The following is a 21,735-nucleotide window of genomic DNA, read 5'->3' as shown; positions in this document are numbered from 1 at the left end:
GGTGACCGGCCCGCACACAAAAGAGACCTTCAGCGTCAAATCCTCGCCAAAGGTCCCCACGGTGCTGCAGGCGTTCATTCACCATACGGCAGCACAGCGCCGGAAAAAAAAGGACTTGAGACCCGAATCACAGGTAAGACGGGAACCTCACACGCCCCTTCCAAGGTCTTTACGACAATCGCACCTCATAGACGGAGGTTCGCATCACAGTGCCTCGCCGGTCGGGCCCCGTACGTCCAAAGGTAAGAACAACGGGCGTCGATCACACCCCAGCTCCTGGCCTGCGCGGTTTACCATCGGCTCATGACCCGTGTACTGCTCGCCGAGGACGACGCGTCCATCTCGGAGCCGCTGGCCCGCGCACTGCGCCGGGAAGGGTACGAGGTCGAGGTGCGTGAGGACGGCCCCACCGCGCTCGACGCCGGAACGCAGGGCGGTGTCGACCTGGTCGTCCTCGACCTGGGTCTGCCCGGCATGGACGGTCTCGAAGTGGCCCGCCGGCTGCGCGCCGAGGGCCTCACGGTCCCGATCCTCATCCTGACCGCGCGCGCCGACGAGGTGGACACCGTCGTCGGCCTCGACGCGGGCGCCGACGACTACGTCACCAAGCCGTTCCGGCTCGCCGAACTGCTCGCCCGGGTGCGGGCCCTGCTGCGGCGCGGCGCCGCCGAACCGGCCCAGCCGCCCGCCACCCACGGGGTGCGCATCGACGTCGAGTCGCACCGCGCCTGGATGGGCGACGAGGAGCTCCAGCTCACCGCCAAGGAGTTCGACCTGCTGCGGGTGCTGGTACGGGACGCCGGCCGGGTCGTCACCCGCGACCAGCTGATGCGGGAGGTCTGGGACACCACCTGGTGGTCGTCGACCAAGACCCTCGACATGCACATCTCCTGGCTGCGCAAGAAACTCGGTGACGACGCGGCGAACCCCCGGTACATCGCGACGGTGCGCGGTGTGGGGTTCCGGTTCGAGAAGAGTTAGGCGCAGCCGTTCGTCGTCGAGGCGCACCCGTTCGCCGTCACGGCGCACCCGTCGTCGTCAAGGCGCACCGTTCGTCGTAAAGCTGCCCGGAGGGCCCCGTGCGTCGCCGTCTGATCCAGTCCACCCTCGCCGTGGTGCTCGTCGTGATCGCCGTGTTCGGGGTGTCCCTCGTCATCGTCGAGACCCGCACCATCAGCACCAGTGCGCAGGAGCGGGTGGACTCCGAGGCGCAGCGGCTGGCCAGCATCGTGGACAGCAGACTGCTCACCTCGGCGACCGTGGACGCGCGGATCCTGCGGGACCAGGTGGCGCAGGATCGATACGCCATGATCCGGATTCCGGGGGAGCGCACCATCGAGGTGGGCACCCGGCTGCCCGGTGACGTGATCCGGGGCAAGGCCGACGGCGAGGAGGGCGAGACCGTCGTCGTCGAGGAGCCGCGCTCCTCGGTGACCCGCGAGGTCGGCCGGACCCTGCTGATCATCGGGCTGGTCGCACTGCTCGCGGTGATCGCCGCGGTCCTGCTGGCGATCCGCCAGGCCAACCGGCTCGCCTCCCCGCTCACCGACCTCGCGGAGACCGCCGAACGCCTCGGCTCCGGCGACCCACGCCCCCGGCACAAGCGGTACGGCGTCCCCGAGCTGGACCGGGTCGCCGATGTCCTCGACTCCTCCGCCGAGCGCATCGCCCGCATGCTCACCGCGGAACGCCGGCTCGCCGCCGACGCCTCCCACCAGCTGCGTACGCCGTTGACGGCCCTGTCGATGCGCCTGGAGGAGATCACCCTCACCGACGACCCGGACACGGTGAAGGAGGAGGCGAACGTGGCGCTGACGCAGGTGGAGCGCCTCACCGACGTGGTCGACCGGCTGCTCACCAACAACCGCGACCCGCGCACCGGCTCCGCCGTCACCTTCGACCTCGACGAGGTCATCCAGCAGCAGCTCGCCGAGTGGCGCCCCGCCTACCGCAGCGCGGGCCGGGCCATCGTCAGCTCCGGGAAGCGGCACCTGACGGCGGTCGGCACCCCGGGGGCGGTGGCGCAGGTGCTGGCCGCGCTGATCGAGAACTCCCTCATGCACGGCGGCGGCACGGTGGCGCTGCGCACCCGGGTCACCGGCAACCAGGCGGTGATCGAGGTCACGGACGAGGGGCCCGGGGTGCCCACCGACCTCGGGGCGCGGATCTTCGAGCGGGCGATCAGCGGCCGCAACTCCACCGGCATCGGCCTGGCGGTGGCCCGGGACCTGGCGGAGGCCGACGGGGGCCGCCTGGAGATGCTGCAGACCCAGCCCCCGGTGTTCGGCCTGTTCCTGTCGCGTACGCCACTGCGGAAGGCGGCCGCCGAGCAGGACGACGAACCGACGGTCCGCTGAGCGCGGGCCGGACGCTCAGGCGCGCTGCCTCGCCGGACGCTTCTTCTCGTCCGTCGTCAGGAACGATTCCGCGCTGGCCACCGCTTCCTTGGCCGGAAGTGTGCGGAAGACCCAGGTGCGGTACGACCAGAAACGGAACAGGGTCGCGACGCCGATGCCGACGAACTTGAAGATGTTGCTCTGCAGCGAGCTGTCCCAGCCGAACCCGTAGGTCGCCGCGTAGAGCACGCCGTTCTCGATCACCAGTCCGACCGCGCTGAACAGCAGGAACAGGGTGAGTTCCTTGGTGCGCCCGCTCTTGTCGCGGTCCCGGTAGGTGAAGTACCGGAAACCGACGTAGTTGAAGACGATGGCGACGACGGTCGCTATGACACTCGCCCGCACCACCTGGAGGTCGGTCGAGTGCCGCACCAGGTTGAAGACGAGCAGGTTGACCAGTACTCCGGCCCCGCCCACGGCGCCGAACTTGACGGCCTCACGCATCAGCCGGTCGACCCGCAGGCGCGCCGCGCTGCGAGGCGCCGGAGGAGCCGCAGGAAGCCCCGAGGAACCACGTTCCATGGCTGTCCAGGCCCCCATCCCGTTAGATTCGTCAACTCAGCCATGCTAACCATCCCCCCTTAGTGATCGCCTATGGGCGAGCTCACAGGACGGCAAAGACGGGCCCGGAGGGTGGGAAACCAGCCACCGCGGCTTGGCCGATACCCTAGGACCGTGACGTTCCCGGTAGTCGGCATGGTCGGCGGAGGTCAGCTCGCTCGTATGACACACGAGGCGGGCATCCCGCTCGGCATCAAATTCAAACTTCTCAGTGACACCCCGCAGGATTCCGCGGCGCAGGTCGTGAGCGATGTCGTCATCGGCGACTACCGCGATCTCGACACTCTGCGTGACTTCGCGCGCGGGTGCGATGTGATCACCTTCGATCATGAACACGTGCCCACCGAGCACCTCCGGGCGCTGGAGGCGGACGGCATTCCCGTCCGCCCCGGCCCGGACGCGCTGGTGCACGCCCAGGACAAGGGCGTGATGCGAGCGCGGCTGGACGCGATCGGGGTGCCCTGCCCGCGGCACCGGATCGTGAGCGATCCGGCCGACGTGGCCGCCTTCGCGGCGGAGGGCGACGGCTTCCCGGTGGTCCTCAAGACCGTCCGCGGCGGCTACGACGGCAAGGGCGTGTGGGTGGTGGACTCCGCCGAGGAGGCCGCGGACCCCTTCCGTGCCGGTGTCCCCGTGCTCGCCGAGGAGAAGGTCGACTTCCTCCGCGAGCTCGCCGCCAACGTCGTCCGCTCCCCGCACGGTCAGGCCGTGGCCTACCCGGTCGTCGAGTCGCGGCAGGTCAACGGCGTCTGCGACACGGTGATAGCGCCCGCACCCGACCTCGACGAGGGCCTCGCCCTGCGCGCCGAGGAGTTGGCGCTGCGGATCGCCCAGGACCTCGGCGTCGTCGGTCACCTCGCCGTCGAGCTGTTCCAGACCCGCGACGGACGCATCCTCGTCAACGAGCTCGCCATGCGCCCGCACAACTCCGGCCACTGGTCGATGGACGGCGCGATCACGTCCCAGTTCGCCAACCACGTCCGCGCGGTCCTCGACCTCCCGCTCGGCGACCCCCGCCCGCGCGCCCCGTGGACGGTCATGGTCAACGTGCTCGGCGGCGACTACCCCGACATGTACGCCGCGTACCTGCACTGCATGGCCCGCGACCCCCAGCTGAAGATCCACATGTACGGCAAGGACGTGAAGCCCGGCCGTAAGGTCGGCCACGTCAACACCTACGGCGACGACCTGGACGACGTCCTCGAGCGCGCACGTCACGCAGCCGGCTACCTGAGAGGCACGATCACCGAATGAGCCCTGTTGTTGGCATCGTGATGGGTTCGGACTCCGACTGGCCCGTCATGGAGGCCGCCGCCAAGGCCCTCGACGAGTTCGAGATCCCCTACGAGGTGGACGTCGTCTCCGCGCACCGGATGCCCCGCGAGATGGTCACGTACGGCGAGCAGGCCGCCGAGCGCGGGCTGAAGGTCATCATCGCCGGTGCGGGCGGCGCGGCCCATCTGCCCGGGATGCTCGCGTCCGTGACCCCGCTGCCGGTGATCGGCGTTCCCGTCCCGCTGAAGTACCTCGACGGCATGGACTCGTTGCTGTCCATCGTGCAGATGCCGGCCGGTGTCCCGGTCGCCACGGTCTCCGTCGCCGGAGCGCGCAACGCGGGCCTGCTCGCGGCCCGGATCCTGGCGACCCACGACGAGGAACTCCTCGGCCGCATGCGGGAGTTCCAGCAGGAGCTGAACGACCAGGCCACCGAGAAGGGCAAGCGGCTGCGCGCCAAGGTCGAGGGCCTCGGCGACGGCTTCGGATTCGGGAAGTGACCCGATGACCCCGACGACCTCGACGGCCTCGACGGCCTCGACGAGCTCGGTGGACCAGGCCCGGGAGCTGCTGCGGGAGTTCCCCGTGGTCGACGGGCACAACGACCTCCCCTGGGCGCTGCGCGAACAGGTCCGCTACGACCTCGACGCCCGCGACATCGCCACCCACCAGGGCCCCCACCTGCACACCGACATCCCCCGCCTGCGGGCGGGCGGCGTCGGCGCGCAGTACTGGTCGGTGTTCGTGCGCTCGGACCTGCCCGACCCGGTCCCGGCGACGCTGGAACAGATCGACTGCGTACGGCAGTTGCTGGCTCGCTACCCGCGGGACCTGCGCCCCGCGCTGACGGCAGCGGACATGACGGCGGCGCGGGAGGAGGGCCGTATCGCCTCGCTCATGGGCGCGGAGGGCGGCCACTCGATCGCCAACTCCCTCGCCACGCTGCGCGGGTTGTACGCCCTCGGCGTCCGCTACCTGACCCTCACCCACAACGACAACGTGGCCTGGGCGGACTCCGCGACCGACCGGCCCGGCGTCGGCGGGCTGTCGGCCTTCGGCCGTGAGGTCGTGCGGGAGATGAACCGCGAGGGCATGCTCGTCGACCTCTCGCACGTGGCGGCCACGACGATGCGGGACGCGCTGGACGCCTCGTCCGCGCCGGTGGTGTTCTCGCACTCCTCGTCCCGGGCGGTGTGCGACCATCCGCGCAACATCCCGGACGACGTGCTGGAACGACTGCCGGTCAACGGCGGCGTGGCGATGGTGACGTTCGTCCCCAAGTTCGTGCTCCAGGCGGCCGTGGACTGGACCGCGGCGGCCGACGAGAACATGCGCGCGCACGGCTTCCACCATCTCGCCACCACCCCGGAGGCGATGAAGGTGCACCGCGCCTTCGAGGAGAGCAACCCGCGTCCGGTCGCGACGGTGGCGACGGTCGCGGACCACCTCGACCACATGCGCGAGGTCGCCGGCATCGACCACCTCGGCATCGGCGGCGACTACGACGGCACCGCGTTCACCCCGGACGGCCTCAAAGATGTCTCCGGCTACCCCAACCTGATCGCCGAACTCCTGGACCGCGGCTGGTCGAAGCCCGACCTGGCCAAGCTGACCTGGCAGAACGCGGTACGGGTACTGGGTGCGGCGGAGGACGTGGCCCGCGATCTGCAGGCGACGCGGGGGCCGTCCAACGCGACGATCGAGTCACTGGACGGCTGATCCGGGGGGCAGTTGTCCGGGCGGTTGGTCCGGGCATCTGGTCCGGTCTGGGGCGTGGGACAGGGTGGCGGTTCGTCAGTCGCGCGTCATCGTGTAGCCGAGGCCCCGGACCGTCCTGATCAGCGACTGGTCGTCGTCGCCCAGCTTGCGGCGCAGGTAGTAGACGTACGTCTCGACGGTCCCGGAGCGGAAGGGTGTCCCCCAGACCCGCTCCAGGATCTGCTTCTTCGTGACGACCTGGCCGACGTTGTCCATCAGGCAGCTCAGCAGGTCGAACTCGCGGGCCGACAGCTCGACCCGGGTGCCGTCCCGCCAGACCGCGCGGCGATCCACGTCCACCGTGAGGCCGCCGTTGCGCAGCAGCCGGCTCTCGTCGGCCAGGTCGCGTGCCAGCAGCTCCTTTAGGCGTGCGACCGCCTCGGCCGGCACGAAGGGCTTGGTGAGGTGACCGTCGGTGTCCGTCATCACGCGGCGCACCGCGGCCCGGGCCTCCGGCTCCCCGCCGGAGAGGAACAGCACCGGCGCGTTCACGCCGGCGGCGCGCAGCTCCTCGTACGTCTCGATGCCGTCGTCGTCCGGCAGCGCCAGGTCCAGGACGACGAGGTCGGGCCGCGCGGAGCGGACGACCGGTATCGCGAACCGGCCGCGGCTGGCCGCGTACACCTCGAAGCCCAGCGTGCTGAGCTCCGTGATCAGGGGCCGGGTGCGAGGGTCGGCGTCGATCACGAGGGCACGGAGCGGGGTGGGTCTTTGAAGGTTCACGCACTGAAGACGAAGGTCCCCGCACAAAGGTGCCCGATCGGCCCCCGGACTCCCGCCCGAGGGGACGACGGGGGTTCGGGGGCGAGGGATCAGACGGGGTCGATCCGGCAGAGGCAGAAGGGATGCCCGGCCGGATCGGCGTAGACCCGGAAGTCCTTCTTCTCGTAGTCCTCACGGTCCAGGACGCTCGCGCCCAGCGCCAGCACCTTCTCCTCGGCCGCGTCGATCTCCTCCCAGGTGGACCCGGCGTCGAAGTCGAGGTGGAACTGCTGCGCGTTGCGGTCCGCGCGCGGCCACTCCGGCGGGGTGAGGCCGGGCGCCCGCTGGAAGGCCAGCCGCGGTCCGTCCGGAACGCGGAGCACGACCCAGTCGTCGTCCGTGCCCTCGGGGGTGCCGCCGCCGACCTGTGCGTAGAACTCGGCGAGCAGGCGCGGTTCGGGGCAGTCGACGACCACGGAACGGATGCGTGCCACGGGTGCCATGAAGCCCTCCCTGGTCAATGGAGACAGAGGCAGAACGGGTGCCCCGCCGGATCCGCGTAAACCCGGAAGGTCCGGGAGCGGTCCTCGACCTCCAGTGGCTTCGCGCCCAGCGCCAGCGCCTTCTTCTCGGCCTCGTCCAGGTCTGCCACGACGAGGTCCAGGTGGAACTGCTGCGACCCGTCGGACGAGGGCCACGTCGGCGGTACGTGCCCCGGGGCGGCCTGGAAGGACAGGGTCTGTCCGTCGGGCAGCCTGAGGTCCACCCACTCTCCCTCGTCGTCTTCCTCGTCCTTCGCGGTGCCGCCGAGCACATCGGCGTAGAACCCGGCGAGGGCTCGAGGGTCGGGGCAGTCCAGGACGACGCATCCCAGCTTGGCGAACGACATGACTTCCTCCTTGAAGCCGCGGTTACCTGTAGAGGAGAGTAACCAGTAACGGTTACCGCATGCATCCCTTTTGGCAGTAACGTCGCGAGCATGAGTGAGAGATCGCCCGCACCTGGCGGTCTGGCCCTGGTCCAGTCCCTGGTGAACACGCTGGACATCGAGTCGGACGTCGACTCGCTGGACTCGGTGGAGGGCCGCGCGCGGTTCGGCCTCGCCGAGGACGAGCTGGCGCGGGCCCGCGAACTGCGCGAGTCCCTGCGCGCCGCCCTGCTCGCCCACGCGGGCCACGCCCCGCACCGCACGGTGATCCCGCTGGGTGAGCTGCTCGCACGGGCGCCCCTGGTCGTGACGGTCGACGCGGCCGACGGCTCGGCGGCCCTCGCCCCGGCCGACGAGGGCCCGCTGCTGTCCCGGGTCGCGGCGGCCGTCGCCCAGGCCCTCGTCGAGGGCACCTGGACCCGCCTGAAGGCCTGCGAGGCGGCCGACTGTCTCTGGGCGTACTACGACCGCAGCCCGGCCGGCCGCGGCCGCTGGTGCTCCATGCAGGTGTGCGGGGCCCGCGCGAAGATGCGCCGCTACCGGGCGAAGGACTGAGCTGCGGCCGAGGGCTGAGCTGCGGCCAGGGGCAGCTGACGCCGAGGTCCGGCCTACGCCTCCTCCCTCCGGGGTGACGAGGCCCGGGAGCCGACCAGCAACAGGCACAGCACCGCGACTCCGGCGACGATGCCGGTCAGCACGAGCAGGGGATCCAGGGGACGGGCCGTCGAGGCGGCGGGCTGGGTGGCGGGCATCTGCGCGGCCGGCGGTACCTGCGGTGACGGGGACGTCTGCGGCGCGGCAGCACCGGACGCGGTGGCGGACGACGACGCGGACGGCATGCGCATCGGCGGCGCCTTGCTGCTCGCCGCGGTCCGGGGCGGCGTATGCGCCCGGTGTTCTGTCGAGCCGCTGGAGCCGCTGGAGCCGCTGGAGTGTTCGTGTGTCGGCGCCGCTGGTGTCGCCGGTGCCGCAGGTGCCGCCGGGCGGACCGTGATCCCGGCTGTCATGTTCGGGTGGACGGTGCAGTAGTACCCGTACGCCCCGGCCGCGGTGAACGTGAAGCTCCAGCTCTGCCCCTTGTTGAGCATGGGGGAGTGGATCGAGACCGGGCCCGAGGTGGTCTTCACGTCGTGCGGTGCCGTGTCCTGGTTGGTCCAGGTCACCGTGGACCCGACGGGGACGGTCAGGTTCGCGGGCGAGAAGGCGTACCCCTTCATCGTCACGCTGTACGAGGCCGCCGACGCCTGCCCGGCCGGCAGCAGCGGCAACGCGAGAAGCGCGAGGACGGCGGAGACGGCGGCGCCCCGGGCCGTCCGCCGGGCCGCCCGGGCCGCCCTCACGCGAGCTCCGCCGCGACCAGCAGCCGCAGCCGGGTGGCCGGCGTCCGCCACGGCAGCCGGAACCCGGTGGCGCGGCGCAACAGCCGGTACGGCAGCCGGGCGCGTCCCACGACGAGCAGCCCGTCGTCGGACCGCTTCACCACCCGCAGCCGAAGCAGCACCGGGAAGGCGACCCCGTTCACGTCGAGGTCGCCGGTGAGCCGGAGATGGCCGGGTGACTCGTCGACACGCTCGGAGGTGAGGGCGGCGGTGAGGTGACGGTCGCCGAACTCGAAGCGGAAGACGGGGTGTTCGTCGCCGGCGGCGTGTTCGGCGTGTTCGGTGGGCTCTGGGTCGGCCGGCACGGTCAGGTCCGCCCGGGCCAGCGCCACACGGCGGCGCAGAGTCGGCAACGGGCCGCACCAGGCGGTGAGTTCGACGAGCGAGCGGCCGGTGGCCACGGTGTACCGGCCGGGCAGGGGCAGTCGGCGGTCGTCGCCCGCGTGCGACTGGGGTGGGGGAGGGACGGTGGGCAGGGTGACGGTCGTCATCCCGGTCTCCTTGGAAAGCGGTTCCCGATGCGTGGCGGTGGCGTGGAGAATGGACACGGGCGCCGCTCCGGCCGGCTGAGCCCCGGCCGGAGCGGCGTCCACCCGTGTCGCGGACCGCGTCAGCAGTTGGCGGTGATGTAGTCCGTGGTGGGCGTGAGCATCTGCCCGGCCCAGACGGTGTGCATCTTCACGTAGCTGTCGACGTTCAGCAGGTCGGTGACCTGCTGGCCGACCGACTCACCCAGGTGTGCGCTGTTGACGTGGTTCAGCAGCGTGCTGAGCGTGCTGTCGAGCACCGTGCCGCCGCCTTCGACGGCCGGCTTGAGGATGCTCTCGACCCACACGGTGTGCATCTTGATGTACGAGTCCAGCGCGAGAGCGTCCTGCACCTGCTCGCCCGGCGACCGCTCCAGGTGCGCCACGTAGAGGTGCTGGAGTATCGGCATCAGCACGTCCTGGGCGCTGGCGCACTGCTCGTCGCCACCGGAACCGCCGCCCGTACCGCCGCCACCGGAACCACCCGTGCCGCCCGTGCCGGTCGGCATCGGCATGCCGGTCGGACCCGCGGTGGGCGTCCCGGTCGGTGTGCCGGTGGGGCCCGTCGTGGGCGTGCTCGTGGGAGCCGTCGTCGGGGTGGGCGCCGGCGTGGAACCGCCACCGCCGCCACCGGCCGCCACGACCTTCACGGACGAGACCATGTCCGGGTGCACCGCGCAGTAGTACTCGTACGTCCCCGCCTTGGTGAAGGTGTACGACCACGAGTCACCCTTGTTCAGGGTCCCCGAGTCGAACTTGACCGGGGCCTTGGTGGTGGTGACCGTGTGCGGCGCACTGTCGTGGTTGGTCCACCGGACGGTCTGGCCGACCTCGACGACGAGCTGCTTTCCGTCGCCGAACTTCATGTTCATGATGTCGACCTGGTAGTCCGCCTTGGCGGCAGCGGCGGGCCGCGCCTCGGCGGCAGCCGCGGGCGCCTGAGCCGCGCCCGCGTTCTGCACCGAGTCGGACCTGGAGCCCGAGACCGCGCTCAGCAGTCCGAGGCTGAGCACGGCGGCCAGCGCCGCACCGAGCCCGGCGACCAGCAGGCCCCGGTTCCCGGCGGGCGGCCTGCGCCGCCGGTCACCGGTGTCGTTGTTCTGCGTCACTACAACTCCTCTTGCGCTTGGGGAGAGTTCAGCGGCCGGGGTCGGCCGTGACCAGCAGACTCGTCACGGCGAGCACGACGAGGACGAGCCCCGTCTCGGCCGCGACCGAGTAGCCGAAGGACCGCACGGTGGCGGCGTCGCCGCGCAGCAGCACGGCGAGATCGAGGCGGGTGCGCACCCACTGGCGGCTCGCGTACGCGGCGAGCAGGACGCACCCGAGAACGCCCGTCTTGAGCAGCAGCAGCTGCCCGTACGAGGTGTGCAGCAGGGCGTCGTAGGACCCGACCACCTGCCAGGCGAGCACCAGCCCGGCGCCGACGATCCCGGCGACGCTCACGGCCGCGAGCCGCGAGTAGCCGGGCACCACCGCCGCCAGCTCCCCGGCCCGCCGGCGCGGCAGCACGGCCAGCGCGAGCATGGCCAGTCCGCCGATCCACAGGGAGACGAAGAGCAGATGGACGAAGTCGGCGACCGCGCCCCAGGTGGGCTCGCTGCCCTCGGAGTTGTGGCCGGTCATCCCGGTCGTCCGCAGTAGCCCGAAGGTCACCGCGAGGGCGCCCACCCGCCAGCCCGGGGAGCGGGAGGCGCGGGCCCCGCCCTGGAGCAGCGCGCCGAGCACGACGGCCGCCAGCACCCACAGCAGCGTGCGCGCGGCGAGCACGACGCCGGGTTCGGTGGTCAGTACGTCCGCGTACGTCGCCGGGCGCAGCGCGTCCCGGACGTCGCCGAGCGCGGTGTACGCGCCCTGGAGGCCGATGCCCGCGACCGTCGCCAGCAGCCCCGTCGTCCAGGCGAGACCGAGCAGGGCCCGGGCCCGCGGCTCGTCCGCGCCGCGCGGCCACAGCAGCACGAGGAACCCGAGACCGCCCACGAACAGGGCGAGGGCGAGATAACCGGCCCAGCGGGCGGCGACGAGGCCCTCGCGCACCGAGGGGGACGGTGCGGGAGCGGGGGACGCGGCGCCGGGGCCACCGGTCGTGGCAGGTGCGGCAGGTGCGCCGACGCTGAGGGCGATACGGCCCGAGGAGGCGTGTCCGTCCTCCTCGTCGACGACGGACCAGACGACGGCGAGGTCACCGTGTTCCGGCGCGGCGAGCGCGACCCGCACGACGCGGGTGCCGCCCTCCGCCGCCCGGGACACCGGCAGCCGGTCGCCGTCCACCGCCAGCACCCGGACGTCGGCGAGATCGACGGTCTCGTCGAAGGTGAGCGTGAGGTGATCCGGCGCCTTCTTGAGGTGCGCGCCGTCCTTGGGCGAGGAGGAGACCAGCGCGGTGTGGGCCGAGGCTGCCTGGGGCGCCCCGACCAGGGCGGAGAGGAGCGGGGTGAGCAGGAGCAGGAGCAGGGTGCGGCGGAGCGGCGTCGTCACGGCGTCGCCTCCGGCTGGGGGGAGGCGCCGGTGCCGAGGAGACCGGTCAGGGAGACGGGGGCGAGTCCGACGCAGGGGGACGGTTGCGGCTCGGGTGTCTCGTCGGAGCCGTCGAGCAGCCCGAACACGGGCTGGGTGAGCCCGCCGAGCAGCGGCTGTACGAGGGTGACCTCGCCGTCCTGGCAGCTGTCGCCGTCGGCGGGGGTGGAGCCCGAGGGGGACGGGGTGGGCGTGGGGGAGTTGGAGCCGGTGGGCGGTGCGGGCTGGTGGCCCGGGTGACCGGCCTCGCCGGTGCCGCCCGCCTGGCCGCCGGTGCCGTAGCCGGTGTCGACGCCGACCCCGCCGTAGCCGACGCCGACCCCGCCGTATCCGGGCAACTCGCCGTTCCCGACGGGGTACTGACCCGTTCCGGCGCCGGGGTCCTGCGCGCCGGAGCCGCCCGGGGCGGCGGGGAGAGGGCTCGCCGGTGCCGTGGCGGCAGGCGGTGGCGTCGGCGACGTGGCGGCCTCCCCGGAGGCGGCGGGGGCGCCGATGCCCGACGCGTAGCCCAGCACGATCACCACGGCGCCGACGAGAGCCCCCGCCACCAACTCGTCGCGGTGATCGCGCGGCCACTCCCCCCTGCGGAACAAGGGCATGTTCACTCCTGGCATGGTCAGATCAAGCCACACGTGGGTGCGGCGAATGACGACCAGTGGAGTGGAGAGCGGATTCCGCGCGAATACGCCTCGGTTAACCGATTGTTGCCTAGCTCTCCGTCATGGGGGTGCCCACTGTGAGAACGGCTCATTCCGCATGCCATTCGAATGGAACGCGCATGGAATTCGAACTCATGTTGATGATTTCGAGGACGACGGCACGTGTCGCCGAGCGGGAAGGCCCCCCGCTCTCGCGGGACTTGGCCCCATCACCCCTCGCCCGCCCGTGTGTGGCGACGAGCGGCGTACAGAAAACCTCCGCAGATCGGCCTCTTTCCTCACCGAACCCGCGAGAATTCCCCGATCTCCCGCGAACCCGTCAGGAATTCACGGAACTCGATGCCGATTTCGATGCCGCGTCACCGCTGCCTTGGAATTACCTCAGGCCGTCGGCCGCCCCATCGCCCGGTACGTCCAGCCGGCCTTCCGCCACAGCTGGGGATCCAGGGCGTTGCGCCCGTCCAGGATCAGCTTGGTCGCCGCCACCTCACCGAGGGCCGCCGGGTCCAGCTCACGGAACTCCCGCCACTCCGTCAGATGCAGCACCGCGTCCGCGCCCCGCACCGCCTCCACCGCGGAGTTCGCGTACCCGAGCGTCGGGAAGACACGGCGGGCGTTGTCCATGCCCTTCGGGTCGTACACCGTCACCTGGCCGCCCTGGAGGTGGATCTGCCCGGCGACATTGAGCGCGGGCGAGTCCCGGACGTCGTCCGAGTCCGGCTTGAAGCTGGCGCCGAGCACCGCGACCCGCTTGCCGAGGAAGGCCCCGCCGCCCAGCGCCTCCCGCGCCAGCTCCACCATCTGCCCGCGCTGACGCATGTTGATCGAGTCGATCTCGCGCAGGAAGGTAAGCGCCTGGTCGGCACCCAGCTCACCGGCGCGCGCCATGAACGCCCTGATGTCCTTCGGCAGACAGCCGCCGCCGAAGCCGATCCCGGCCCGCAGGAACTTGCTGCCGATCCGGTCGTCGTACCCGATGGCCTCGGCCAGCTTGGCCACGTCGCCACCGGAGGCCTCGCACATCTCCGCCATCGCGTTGATGAACGAGATCTTCGTCGCCAGGAAGGAGTTCGCGGACGTCTTCACCAGCTCGGCGGTCGGGAAGTCGGTGACCACGAAGGGCGAACCGGAGGAGATCGGACCGGTGTACACCTTCCGCAGCAGCTTCTCCGCCCGCTCGCTGCGCACGCCCACCACGATCCGGTCCGGGTGCAGCGTGTCCTGCACCGCGAAGCCCTCGCGCAGGAACTCCGGGTTCCAGGCCAGCTCGGCGGCCGCGCCGGCGGGGGAGTTCGCGGCGAGATACGCGGCGAGCCGGTCCGCGGACCCGACGGGCACCGTCGACTTGCCGACCACGAGGGCGGGTCCGGTCAGATGCGGAGCGAGGGAGGTGATGGCGGCGTCGACGTACGACATGTCACAGGCGTACTCACCGTGCCGCTGGGGGGTGTTCACGCACACGAAGTGGACGTCGCCGAAGGCCGCCACCTCCGCGAAGTCCATGGTGAACCGCAGCCGCCCGGTCGACCCCTTGAGCCCGGCGACATGCTTGCGCAGCAGCTCCTCGAGCCCCGGCTCGTACATGGGGACCTCGCCCCGCTGGAGCATCTCGATCTTCTCCGGCACGACGTCCAGCCCCAGCACCTCGAATCCGAGCTCGGCCATGGCCGCGGCGTGGGTGGCGCCGAGGTAGCCGGTTCCGATCACGGTGATCTTGAGGCTCATGGGGTGCTCCAGGGGTCTGGCTGTGGGGGGGTGCGGGGTGGCTTCGAGGTACGGCTGTGGGGGTTCACAGGTGCGCTGGAAGAGCATAGTCCGGGGAGGGGAACAGGCCGGGAAGGCCAGCTTTCCGGCTGTCGCCAAGGTCACGTATCACTCAGGTGGGCGGACCCTTAAAATTTGAGTTACTTAACGGTAATTAGCGCCAGCATCACAGCGTCTTTGGAGCGTGAGAGACCTTGGCCGGATCGGCTGATTTCGACCTGTACCGCCCGTCCGAGGAGCACGACATGCTCCGGGACGCGATCCGTTCACTGGCCGAGGCGAAGATCGCGCCGTACGCCGCGGCGGTGGACGAGGAGGCCCGCTTCCCGCAGGAGGCACTCGACGCGCTCGTGGCCAACGACCTGCACGCCGTGCACGTACCGGAGGAGTACGGCGGCGGCGGCGCCGACGCGCTGGCCACGGTCATCGTGATCGAGGAGGTCGCCCGCGTCTGCGCGTCCTCCTCCCTGATCCCGGCCGTGAACAAGCTGGGCTCGCTCCCGGTGATCCTCTCCGGCTCCGAGGACCTGAAGAAGAAGTACCTGGGCCCGCTCGCCAAGGGCGACGCGATGTTCTCGTACGCCCTGTCCGAGCCGGACGCGGGCTCCGACGCGGCCGGCATGAAGACGAAGGCCGTCCGCGACGGCGACCACTACGTCCTCAACGGCGTGAAGCGCTGGATCACCAACGCGGGCGAGTCCGAGTACTACACGGTGATGGCGGTCACGGACCCCGAGAAGCGCAGCAAGGGCATCTCCGCCTTCGTCGTCGAGAAGTCGGACGACGGCGTGTCCTTCGGCGCCCCCGAGAAGAAGCTCGGCATCAAGGGCTCCCCGACCCGCGAGGTCTACCTCGACAACGTCCGTATCCCCGCGGACCGCATGATCGGCGAGGAGGGCACCGGCTTCGCCACGGCGATGAAGACCCTGGACCACACCCGCATCACCATCGCCGCCCAGGCCCTCGGCATCGCCCAGGGCGCGCTGGACTACGCCAAGGGCTACGTCCAGGAGCGCAAGCAGTTCGGCAAGCCGATCGCCGACTTCCAGGGCATCCAGTTCATGCTCGCCGACATGGCCATGAAGATCGAGGCGGCCCGCCAGCTGACCTACGCGGCGGCGGCCAAGTCCGAGCGCGGCGACAGCGACCTCACCTTCCAGGGCGCGGCGGCCAAGTGCTTTGCCTCCGACGTGGCGATGGAGGTCACCGTCGATGCGGTGCAGCTCCTTGGCGGCTATGGCTACACGCGGGACTATCCCGTGGAGCGGATGATGCGCGACGCGAAGATCACGCAGCTGTATGAGGGGACCAACCAGATTCAGCGGATAGTGATGGCCCGCAACCTGCCGTAACTGCTGGCGAGCTGACCGTCGAAGGGTGCCCGGATGCTGGGCACCCTTCACTCTTTTGGGTCCGTCGAGACACGAAGCATGGAAAGACCCGTGTGCCGCGTCTTAGCGTTCTCGTGTGGCCGGGGACTTCCCGGCACACGGCGGTCACTGCGTGCCGCGCTACTTTCGACTTGTGACCGAAGCATCGTCAGGTGGGGACTTGCCCGCGGGATGGCGTCTGGACGGAGAACAGCTCGTCCATGAAGCCGAGTTGTACGGCTGGAAGCTGACTGTCGTCAGCCTGCTCGACGCGCCGTGGGACGGCCCGACGAGCCTCCGTATCGAGCCGCCTGACGATCCACGCGCCACCGTGGGGACGGACGGCATCACGACGGAGCTCATGCGATCGATCTCCCTGGCGGAGATCCGCAGGACAGCAAAGGAACTGCGTGCGCGCCTGGGCAGGTCGACTGACGAAGCCACCACGGCGGCCGTGCTTCATCGGGTCGAGACAGAGCGGGAGTACGCCTTGATGGCTCGTGAGTACGTGCGTCTGGTGCAGCAGGGCCACCGGAGTCCTGTCACGCGGTTGGCGACGGCGTGGGGGCTCAGCCGGAACACCATCAGCGGCCGCATCAGGCGGGCACGTGCCATGGGCTTCCTCGACGGGCCGCCGGGCCGACCGGCGGACCGTCTGACCGAAAAGGCCAGGCGGTATCTGAAGGGGGACGACGTACGTGACTCGGAACAGGACCGGTTCGACGGACGGTGAGCCGCTCGTGGCGGTTTTCGAACGATGGGCCACCACGAGAGGGGTGGAGAACAGCAGCGTCAAGCAGTACCGGACGATGCTCAACAGGGCTGTGATGCCGTTCTTCGGGGCTGACGGCATCAGGTGTATCACCCCGGCGCGCATTGAGAAGTGGGTGGAGTGGATGACGCACTCACGCGCCTATAAGCACTCCACCGTCCGGTTTCGATTCAGCATCCTCATGTCGGTGTTCAGTTGGGCCACGGAGCACGGGCTGGTCGACACCAACCCGTGCAGGCCGGTGATCCTCCCCGTAAGTGGCGCTCGGACACACCGAGATCAGCGCGCGGACGTTCACATCCCCAGCACGGAGGCAGTGCTCGACGTAGTTGCGGCCGCTCCGGAGCGGTACCGGGGAATGCTCTGGCTGATGGCTGGCTGCGGGTTACGACTCGGCGAAGCCATGGGCCTCGGCCGTGACCGAATCTCCTTCAGCGACCAGCTGATCACAGTCGACCGGCAAGTTGCGTGCGACCGGGACACCGGGTCGGGTCGATACGGCAGCATGAGGCTGCGCCACATATTTCTGAGGTCTCGGCCTGGCTTGGCCACACGTCTGTGAGCTTCACCGAGCGGTACTACGCCGATGTGATGCCGGATGCCCCCGACCGCGCGAGGCTGGCGATCGACGGCGCCCTGGGACCGAATCGACAGGAGGCGGCTGCAATGGGCAGGCCTGGGCTCCTACCGGCGGCGTCGGCATAGCGAGCTGACGGAGCTGCCGAGCCGGCAGATCACGCAGGGCCCAGCTCGGCAGCTCAGGTCGAGGGATCACGTGCTCATCTGTCTGACTGGACAAACAGGAACTGTGTGATTCGGCGGACAGGGCGGCCGCTGCCTGGTGAGCGCTCAGTGGGTGGCGAGCTTCGGTTCCTCCACCGCGACCCGATCGCGGCTGTGCGTGGTCGCTAGCGTCATGAGGAAAGCCAGCAGGGTGGCACCGGCTGCCGGGATCCCCAGCCACACCGGGGAGATCCAGTTCTGGAAGATCCCACCGAGGGCTCCGCCCAGGGCGACGCCGAGGTAGATCGCCGAGGAGTTCAGCCCGAGAAGTACGGGCGTCGCGGTCGGTGCGTGGGCGACGAGGCGATGCTGCTGGAGGACGGACGGGACGCCCACCAAAACACCCCACACAGCAGCCCAGACGAAGGTGGTTCCGAGGTTCTCGATGGCCGGTCGGCTGATCAACAGGACGATGATGAAGATGACCAACGCGCCCAGTAGGAGCCGTTCCGCCGGGTAGTGATCGGACAGGCGCCCGGCCAGGAGATTGCCGCCCAGCACGCCGAGCCCGTACACGAACAGCACCCAGGTGAGCGTGGTCTCACTGCCGTCGGTCGTGTCCTCCAGGGCTGCTCCGATGTAGGTGTACAGGAGATACGCGCCGGTCAGGGCCAGCGTCGTGACGGTCAGGGTGCCGAGCACCCAGCGTTCCTTGAGGGGCTGGAGCCTGGCCCGGAACGTCGTGGACGGGAGCATGATCTTCGGCAGGGCGAAGGCGACGCCCAGAGCCGCCACGACACCCAGCCCGGCGACCGCCCACAGGGTCAGGTGCCAATCACTGCGGCCGATGAGGGTGCCAACGGGAAGACCGATCGCGCTGGAGAGCGTCAGGCCGCCCAGGACGAAGGCCAGGGCGCTACCGCGGCGTTCGGGCGGGCTGACCACGGCAGCCGCGCTGGAGGCGGTGGAGGTGATGATGCCGGCGCCGACCGCGGTGATGACGCGGGCGGTCATGACGGCGGCGTATGAGGTGCCCAGCGCCGTAGCGACGTTACCGATCGCGAAGACAGCCAGAGCAATCATCAGCGCCTTGCGGCGGTCCATGGAGCTGGTGGCCCAGCCGAAGATGGGGGCGGCGATGGCGAGAGTCAGCGCGAAGGCAGTGACCAGCTGGCCCGCTGTGGGGACGGTGACGTCGAGATCTTCGGCGATGGAGGGGAGAAGGCCGGCGATGACGAACCCGTCTGTGCCGACGGCGAAGGTTGCAAGCGCCAGAGGGGATAACCGCTTGTACACGATGCACTCTTTCCGCAGCTGAGAGGGCGAGATGGCTTCGAGAGCGGCAACGTAGCAAATAGGTGGATGGTTGTCCACGTATCAACTCGTTGACTATGGTCGGTCCATGACTTCGCAGACAGGACGACGATGCGCGAACTGACACAACCGGCGGCCGAGGAGATCAAGCTCGCCGAGATCTTCCACGCCCTCGCAGACCCGGTGCGTCTGCAGATCGTCGCGCAGCTGGCGGACAAGGGCAGGGACAGCTGCTCCGCCGTGGGCGAGAGCATCGACGTGCACAGGACGACGATGTCCCACCACTACCGGGTGCTCCGCGAGTCGGGGGTGACCTGGACCGAGGTGGAGGGCCGGACCCGGTTCGTCAGTCTGCGGCGCGACGATCTCAACGCACGGTTCCCAGGTCTGCTCGACGCGGTGTTGGCTCAGCTGCACTGAGCTTGGCTGAACCAATCGCCCGCCGTTGCGAATGGGTTCTCGACCAGGACAACCGTCTCCACCGCAACCTGCCGTAAGACCCGCGATCTCTCCGGTTCGCCCTCCGTCCGCTTTGTCGGGTGGAGGGCGTCGTGTTTTGTGTCAGCTTCGCAACAGGGCTGCCCTTATTTTCCGACGAACCTTGTAAGGGACATACCTTCGCCCTGCACACTGGGGCCCATGAACGATTGGCCCGAGGCACCCGACAACCGCGGCAGCCGGTACGGACGCGGCAGCGCAGGCGCGCAGCCCGAGAGCGCCCGTGTGATGCGGCAGGTCCGCCGCGGCCCGGCGGCGCCGCCCGGCCAGGGGGGCTACGGGCCTGGCCAGGCGGGCCCGCAGTACGGCGGGGTCCCGCGGCAGCCGTCGTACGTCGACGGCGGTGACGGCAACGCCTACGGCAACGGGTACGACAGCGGGTACGACAGCGGCTACAACACGGGCCAGGTCTACGGCGGCGGTGGCCAAGGAGGCCCCGGCAGAGGGCCGCGCCCCGCACCCAACTGGCGCCGCCGCATCAAGTGGACGGCCATCACCGTGACGACCGTGCTGGTCGTCACGACCGTCGCCACGTACTTCTGGGCCGACTCCAAGCTCAACCGTGAGGTCGACCTCTCCAAGGTCATCGACCGGCCGGAGGCGGGCGCCGGCACCAACTACCTGATCGTCGGCTCCGACAGCCGCGCGGGCATGTCCGCGGAGGAGAAGAAGAAGCTGCACACCGGCTCCGCCGCGGGCAAGCGCACGGACTCGATGATGCTGCTGCACGTCGGCAGCAACGGCGACACACTGGTCTCCCTCCCCCGTGACTCGGACGTGGAGATACCCAGTTACAAGGGCTCCGAGTCCGGCAAGACGTACCCGGGCACGGGCCGGCACGTGAAGCTGAACGCGGCCTACGCCGAGGACGGCCCCGAGCTGCTGGTGCGCACCGTCGAGTTCAACACCGGCCTGCACATCGACCACTACGTGGAGATAGGCTTCGCCGGCTTCGCGAACATCGTGGACGCGGTCGGCGGCGTCGAGATCGACATCCCGCAGGACATCAAGGACAAGAAGTCCGGCGCGGACCTCAAGAAGGGCAAGCAGACCCTGAACGGGGATGAGGCCCTCGCCTTCGTCCGCACCCGGTACGCGCTGGCGGGCTCCGACCTGGACCGCACGAAGAACCAGCAGAAGTTCCTGAACGCGCTCGCCAGCCAGGTCGCCACCCCGAGCACCGTCCTCAACCCGTTCAAGCTCTACCCGACGATGGGTGCGGGCCTGGACTCGCTGATCGTCGACAAGGACATGGGCCTGTACGACCTGGGCAAGATGTTCTGGGCGATGAAGGGCGTCAACGGCGGTGACGGCAAGTCGATGAACATGCCGATCAACGGCTCCGCGAACGGCAACCTCCTCTGGGACAAGGCCAAGGTGAAGACCCTGGTCCAGGAGCTGAACGACGACGAGAAGGTCACGGTCGAGTGACCGACCGGATCGCCGGGGCACCCTTCGACGCGGTGCTCTGCGACGTCGACAACGTGATCCGCTTCTACGACCCCTCCCGGCTGCACGCGTTGGAACGCGCCGCCGGGCTGGCCGAGGGCACCACCATGAAGGTGGCCTTCGCGCCGGAGACCGATCTGCCGCTGCTGCTGGGGCGGATCGACGCGCAGGAGTGGGTGCGGTCCATCGCCGACGGCCTGGAAGGACTGGTGCCCGAGCCGACGGCCTGGGAGCTGGGCACCGCCCTGCTGGAGTCACCGTTCCGGGCGGACGCCGAGGTGGTGTCCCTGCTGCGCCGGGCCCGCAGCCATCTCCCCCTGGTCCTCGTCAGCAACGCCACCCTCCGCCTGGAGGACGACCTCGCCGCGCTGGGGCTGACCGACCTCGCGGACCACGTCGTCAACAGCGCCCGCGTCGGCATGGTCAAGCCGGACCCGCGCATCTACCGGCTCGCCGCGTCCCTGGCCGCCGTCCGCCCGGACCGCTGCCTGTTCGTCGACGACAGCGAGGAGAACGTCGAGGCGGCCGCCGCCGTGGGCATGCGCCCGCTCCACTTCCGCGGCCCGGCGGACCTGGCGGAAGCGTTGCAGCCGCTGTTCTCGTAGCCCGCCCGGGATGCCCCCTCCACTTCGTCCGGCTCTGGCGGACGCGAGACCGGGGGCACCCCGCGAGGTGTCCCCGGCCCGGTGGGCGGGTCCTCACATCGTGGCGCCCGCCATAGCGCGGCAGGTCTCCGCGCAGCGGCGGCAGGCCTGGGCGCAGGCCATCATCTGGGGGTCGTCGGGCATCGACATGCAGGCCTCGGCACACATGTCACAGGCCTTGGCGCACAGGGCGCACATCTCGGCCGACATCGGGGAGCGGCGCATCATCATGTCCGAGCACATGCGGGTCGTCTCGGAACAGTCGATCAGTGCGCGCATGATCTGCATCTGGGCCTGGCCGCCCATCTGCATACAGGAGCTCATCGTCTCCTCGCACGCGCTGTGACAGGCCATGCACGCCTCGACGCAGTCCTGCATCTCCTTGCTCAGGGCGGTGGTGGTGGGCTCTTGCATGGTTCCTCCTTCGGTGGCGGGAACCGCGGGATCGGCTCCCGCACCTCCGTCCTACGCCTGCTCGGCCCCCTCCGCCATGGGGTGG

24 protein-coding genes are annotated in these 21,735 nt (G+C 70.1%); 12 read left to right on the top strand and 12 right to left on the bottom strand.

The features are described from left to right. The first annotated feature begins 303 nt into the window (after positions 1-303). Both ABZ027_RS26520 and ABZ027_RS26515 read left to right on the top strand, forming a co-directional pair. Positions 304-981 carry a response regulator transcription factor gene (locus tag ABZ027_RS26520; protein ID WP_356772541.1) on the top strand — a complete coding sequence of 226 codons (678 nt, stop codon included), beginning with the start codon at positions 304-306 and terminating at the stop codon, positions 979-981. Positions 982-1,079: 98 nt separating this feature from the next. Next, a complete protein-coding gene (locus tag ABZ027_RS26515; RefSeq protein WP_356772539.1) occupies positions 1,080-2,357 on the top strand; it encodes an ATP-binding protein in 1,278 nt (425 codons plus the stop codon). Between the two features lie 15 nt (positions 2,358-2,372). On the opposite strand, the gene ABZ027_RS26510 is transcribed toward ABZ027_RS26515, so the two are convergent. Then, positions 2,373-2,918 (bottom strand): GtrA family protein, encoded by a 546-nt coding sequence (locus tag ABZ027_RS26510; RefSeq protein WP_356772638.1) that lies wholly within the window; start codon positions 2,916-2,918, stop codon positions 2,373-2,375. Between the two features lie 153 nt (positions 2,919-3,071). Between ABZ027_RS26510 and ABZ027_RS26505 the strand changes: the two genes are divergently transcribed. The 3 genes from ABZ027_RS26505 to ABZ027_RS26495 are packed head-to-tail and all read left to right on the top strand — an operon-like array spanning position 3,072 to position 5,951. After that, positions 3,072-4,211 carry a 5-(carboxyamino)imidazole ribonucleotide synthase gene (locus ABZ027_RS26505; protein WP_356772537.1) on the top strand — a complete coding sequence of 380 codons (1,140 nt, stop codon included), beginning with the start codon at positions 3,072-3,074 and terminating at the stop codon, positions 4,209-4,211. Further along, complete coding sequence (purE, locus tag ABZ027_RS26500; protein ID WP_356772535.1) at positions 4,208-4,732, top strand: 5-(carboxyamino)imidazole ribonucleotide mutase; 525 nt, start codon at positions 4,208-4,210, stop codon at positions 4,730-4,732. Before ABZ027_RS26505 ends, purE begins: the two co-directional genes overlap by 4 nt. A gap of 4 nt (positions 4,733-4,736) precedes the next feature. Then, positions 4,737-5,951, top strand: coding sequence for a dipeptidase (locus tag ABZ027_RS26495; RefSeq protein ID WP_356772533.1), 1,215 nt, complete (start codon positions 4,737-4,739; stop codon positions 5,949-5,951). Positions 5,952-6,026: 75 nt separating this feature from the next. Here the strand turns inward: ABZ027_RS26495 and ABZ027_RS26490 are convergent, their stop codons facing one another. The 3 genes from ABZ027_RS26490 to ABZ027_RS26480 all read right to left on the bottom strand — a co-directional run bounded on the left by ABZ027_RS26490 (position 6,027) and on the right by ABZ027_RS26480 (position 7,581). Then, on the bottom strand, positions 6,027-6,713 hold the full coding sequence (locus ABZ027_RS26490) for a response regulator transcription factor (protein ID WP_356772531.1): 687 nt from the start codon (positions 6,711-6,713) through the stop codon (positions 6,027-6,029). Between the two features lie 89 nt (positions 6,714-6,802). Continuing rightward, positions 6,803-7,195, bottom strand: coding sequence for a VOC family protein (locus ABZ027_RS26485; RefSeq protein ID WP_356772529.1), 393 nt, complete (start codon positions 7,193-7,195; stop codon positions 6,803-6,805). A 14-nt stretch (positions 7,196-7,209) separates the two neighbouring features. Then, the gene (locus tag ABZ027_RS26480; RefSeq protein WP_356772527.1) at positions 7,210-7,581 is read right to left on the bottom strand and encodes a VOC family protein; all 372 of its coding nucleotides are present in this window, start codon (positions 7,579-7,581) and stop codon (positions 7,210-7,212) included. A gap of 90 nt (positions 7,582-7,671) precedes the next feature. Between ABZ027_RS26480 and ABZ027_RS26475 the strand changes: the two genes are divergently transcribed. Continuing rightward, positions 7,672-8,175 (top strand): CGNR zinc finger domain-containing protein, encoded by a 504-nt coding sequence (locus ABZ027_RS26475; RefSeq protein WP_356772525.1) that lies wholly within the window; start codon positions 7,672-7,674, stop codon positions 8,173-8,175. Between the two features lie 53 nt (positions 8,176-8,228). Here ABZ027_RS26475 and ABZ027_RS26470 read toward each other — a convergent pair whose 3' ends face one another. The 6 genes from ABZ027_RS26470 to ABZ027_RS26445 all read right to left on the bottom strand — a co-directional run bounded on the left by ABZ027_RS26470 (position 8,229) and on the right by ABZ027_RS26445 (position 14,427). Continuing rightward, positions 8,229-8,960, bottom strand: a complete 732-nt coding sequence (locus ABZ027_RS26470) for a plastocyanin/azurin family copper-binding protein (protein ID WP_356772523.1) — start codon at positions 8,958-8,960, stop codon at positions 8,229-8,231. Next, entirely contained in the window at positions 8,957-9,490 is a 534-nt protein-coding gene (locus tag ABZ027_RS26465; RefSeq protein ID WP_356772521.1) for a hypothetical protein, read from the bottom strand. The genes ABZ027_RS26470 and ABZ027_RS26465 overlap by 4 nt, the downstream gene beginning before the upstream one ends. Positions 9,491-9,609: 119 nt before the next feature. Further along, the gene (locus tag ABZ027_RS26460) at positions 9,610-10,635 is read right to left on the bottom strand and encodes a cupredoxin family copper-binding protein (protein WP_356772519.1); all 1,026 of its coding nucleotides are present in this window, start codon (positions 10,633-10,635) and stop codon (positions 9,610-9,612) included. 28 nt (positions 10,636-10,663) lie between these two features. Further along, positions 10,664-12,004 carry a copper resistance protein CopC gene (locus tag ABZ027_RS26455; protein WP_356772517.1) on the bottom strand — a complete coding sequence of 447 codons (1,341 nt, stop codon included), beginning with the start codon at positions 12,002-12,004 and terminating at the stop codon, positions 10,664-10,666. Then, entirely contained in the window at positions 12,001-12,642 is a 642-nt protein-coding gene (locus ABZ027_RS26450) for a hypothetical protein (RefSeq protein WP_356772515.1), read from the bottom strand. The genes ABZ027_RS26455 and ABZ027_RS26450 overlap by 4 nt, the downstream gene beginning before the upstream one ends. A gap of 441 nt (positions 12,643-13,083) precedes the next feature. Further along, entirely contained in the window at positions 13,084-14,427 is a 1,344-nt protein-coding gene (locus tag ABZ027_RS26445; RefSeq protein WP_356772513.1) for a UDP-glucose/GDP-mannose dehydrogenase family protein, read from the bottom strand. 233 nt (positions 14,428-14,660) lie between these two features. On the opposite strand from ABZ027_RS26445, the gene ABZ027_RS26440 reads away from it, so the two are divergent. The 3 genes from ABZ027_RS26440 to ABZ027_RS26430 all read left to right on the top strand — a co-directional run bounded on the left by ABZ027_RS26440 (position 14,661) and on the right by ABZ027_RS26430 (position 17,170). Beyond that, positions 14,661-15,818, top strand: a complete 1,158-nt coding sequence (locus ABZ027_RS26440) for an acyl-CoA dehydrogenase (protein ID WP_356772511.1) — start codon at positions 14,661-14,663, stop codon at positions 15,816-15,818. 199 nt (positions 15,819-16,017) lie between these two features. Next, a complete protein-coding gene (locus tag ABZ027_RS26435; RefSeq protein WP_356772509.1) occupies positions 16,018-16,569 on the top strand; it encodes a hypothetical protein in 552 nt (183 codons plus the stop codon). 7 nt (positions 16,570-16,576) lie between these two features. Continuing rightward, positions 16,577-17,170 carry a hypothetical protein gene (locus tag ABZ027_RS26430; RefSeq protein ID WP_356772507.1) on the top strand — a complete coding sequence of 198 codons (594 nt, stop codon included), beginning with the start codon at positions 16,577-16,579 and terminating at the stop codon, positions 17,168-17,170. 287 nt (positions 17,171-17,457) lie between these two features. Here the strand turns inward: ABZ027_RS26430 and ABZ027_RS26425 are convergent, their stop codons facing one another. After that, positions 17,458-18,627 carry an MFS transporter gene (locus ABZ027_RS26425; RefSeq protein ID WP_356772505.1) on the bottom strand — a complete coding sequence of 390 codons (1,170 nt, stop codon included), beginning with the start codon at positions 18,625-18,627 and terminating at the stop codon, positions 17,458-17,460. 129 nt (positions 18,628-18,756) lie between these two features. Between ABZ027_RS26425 and ABZ027_RS26420 the strand changes: the two genes are divergently transcribed. The 3 genes from ABZ027_RS26420 (at position 18,757) to ABZ027_RS26410 (ending at position 21,197) form a co-directional block, all read left to right on the top strand. Next, on the top strand, positions 18,757-19,065 hold the full coding sequence (locus tag ABZ027_RS26420) for a helix-turn-helix transcriptional regulator (protein WP_356772503.1): 309 nt from the start codon (positions 18,757-18,759) through the stop codon (positions 19,063-19,065). A 219-nt stretch (positions 19,066-19,284) separates the two neighbouring features. After that, positions 19,285-20,574, top strand: coding sequence for an LCP family protein (locus tag ABZ027_RS26415; RefSeq protein WP_356772498.1), 1,290 nt, complete (start codon positions 19,285-19,287; stop codon positions 20,572-20,574). Next, entirely contained in the window at positions 20,571-21,197 is a 627-nt protein-coding gene (locus ABZ027_RS26410; RefSeq protein WP_356772496.1) for an HAD-IA family hydrolase, read from the top strand. The genes ABZ027_RS26415 and ABZ027_RS26410 overlap by 4 nt, the downstream gene beginning before the upstream one ends. Before the next feature lie 93 nt (positions 21,198-21,290). On the opposite strand, the gene ABZ027_RS26405 is transcribed toward ABZ027_RS26410, so the two are convergent. Next, positions 21,291-21,650: a four-helix bundle copper-binding protein gene (locus ABZ027_RS26405; protein WP_356772494.1), complete on the bottom strand. Its 360-nt coding sequence runs from the start codon at positions 21,648-21,650 to the stop codon at positions 21,291-21,293. Positions 21,651-21,735 lie beyond the last annotated feature (85 nt).

This window comes from Streptomyces sp. NPDC006332, from assembly GCF_040612855.1.
Classification (GTDB): Bacteria; Actinomycetota; Actinomycetes; order Streptomycetales; family Streptomycetaceae; genus Streptomyces.
This window is presented reverse-complemented; position numbering and strand designations above follow the sequence as displayed.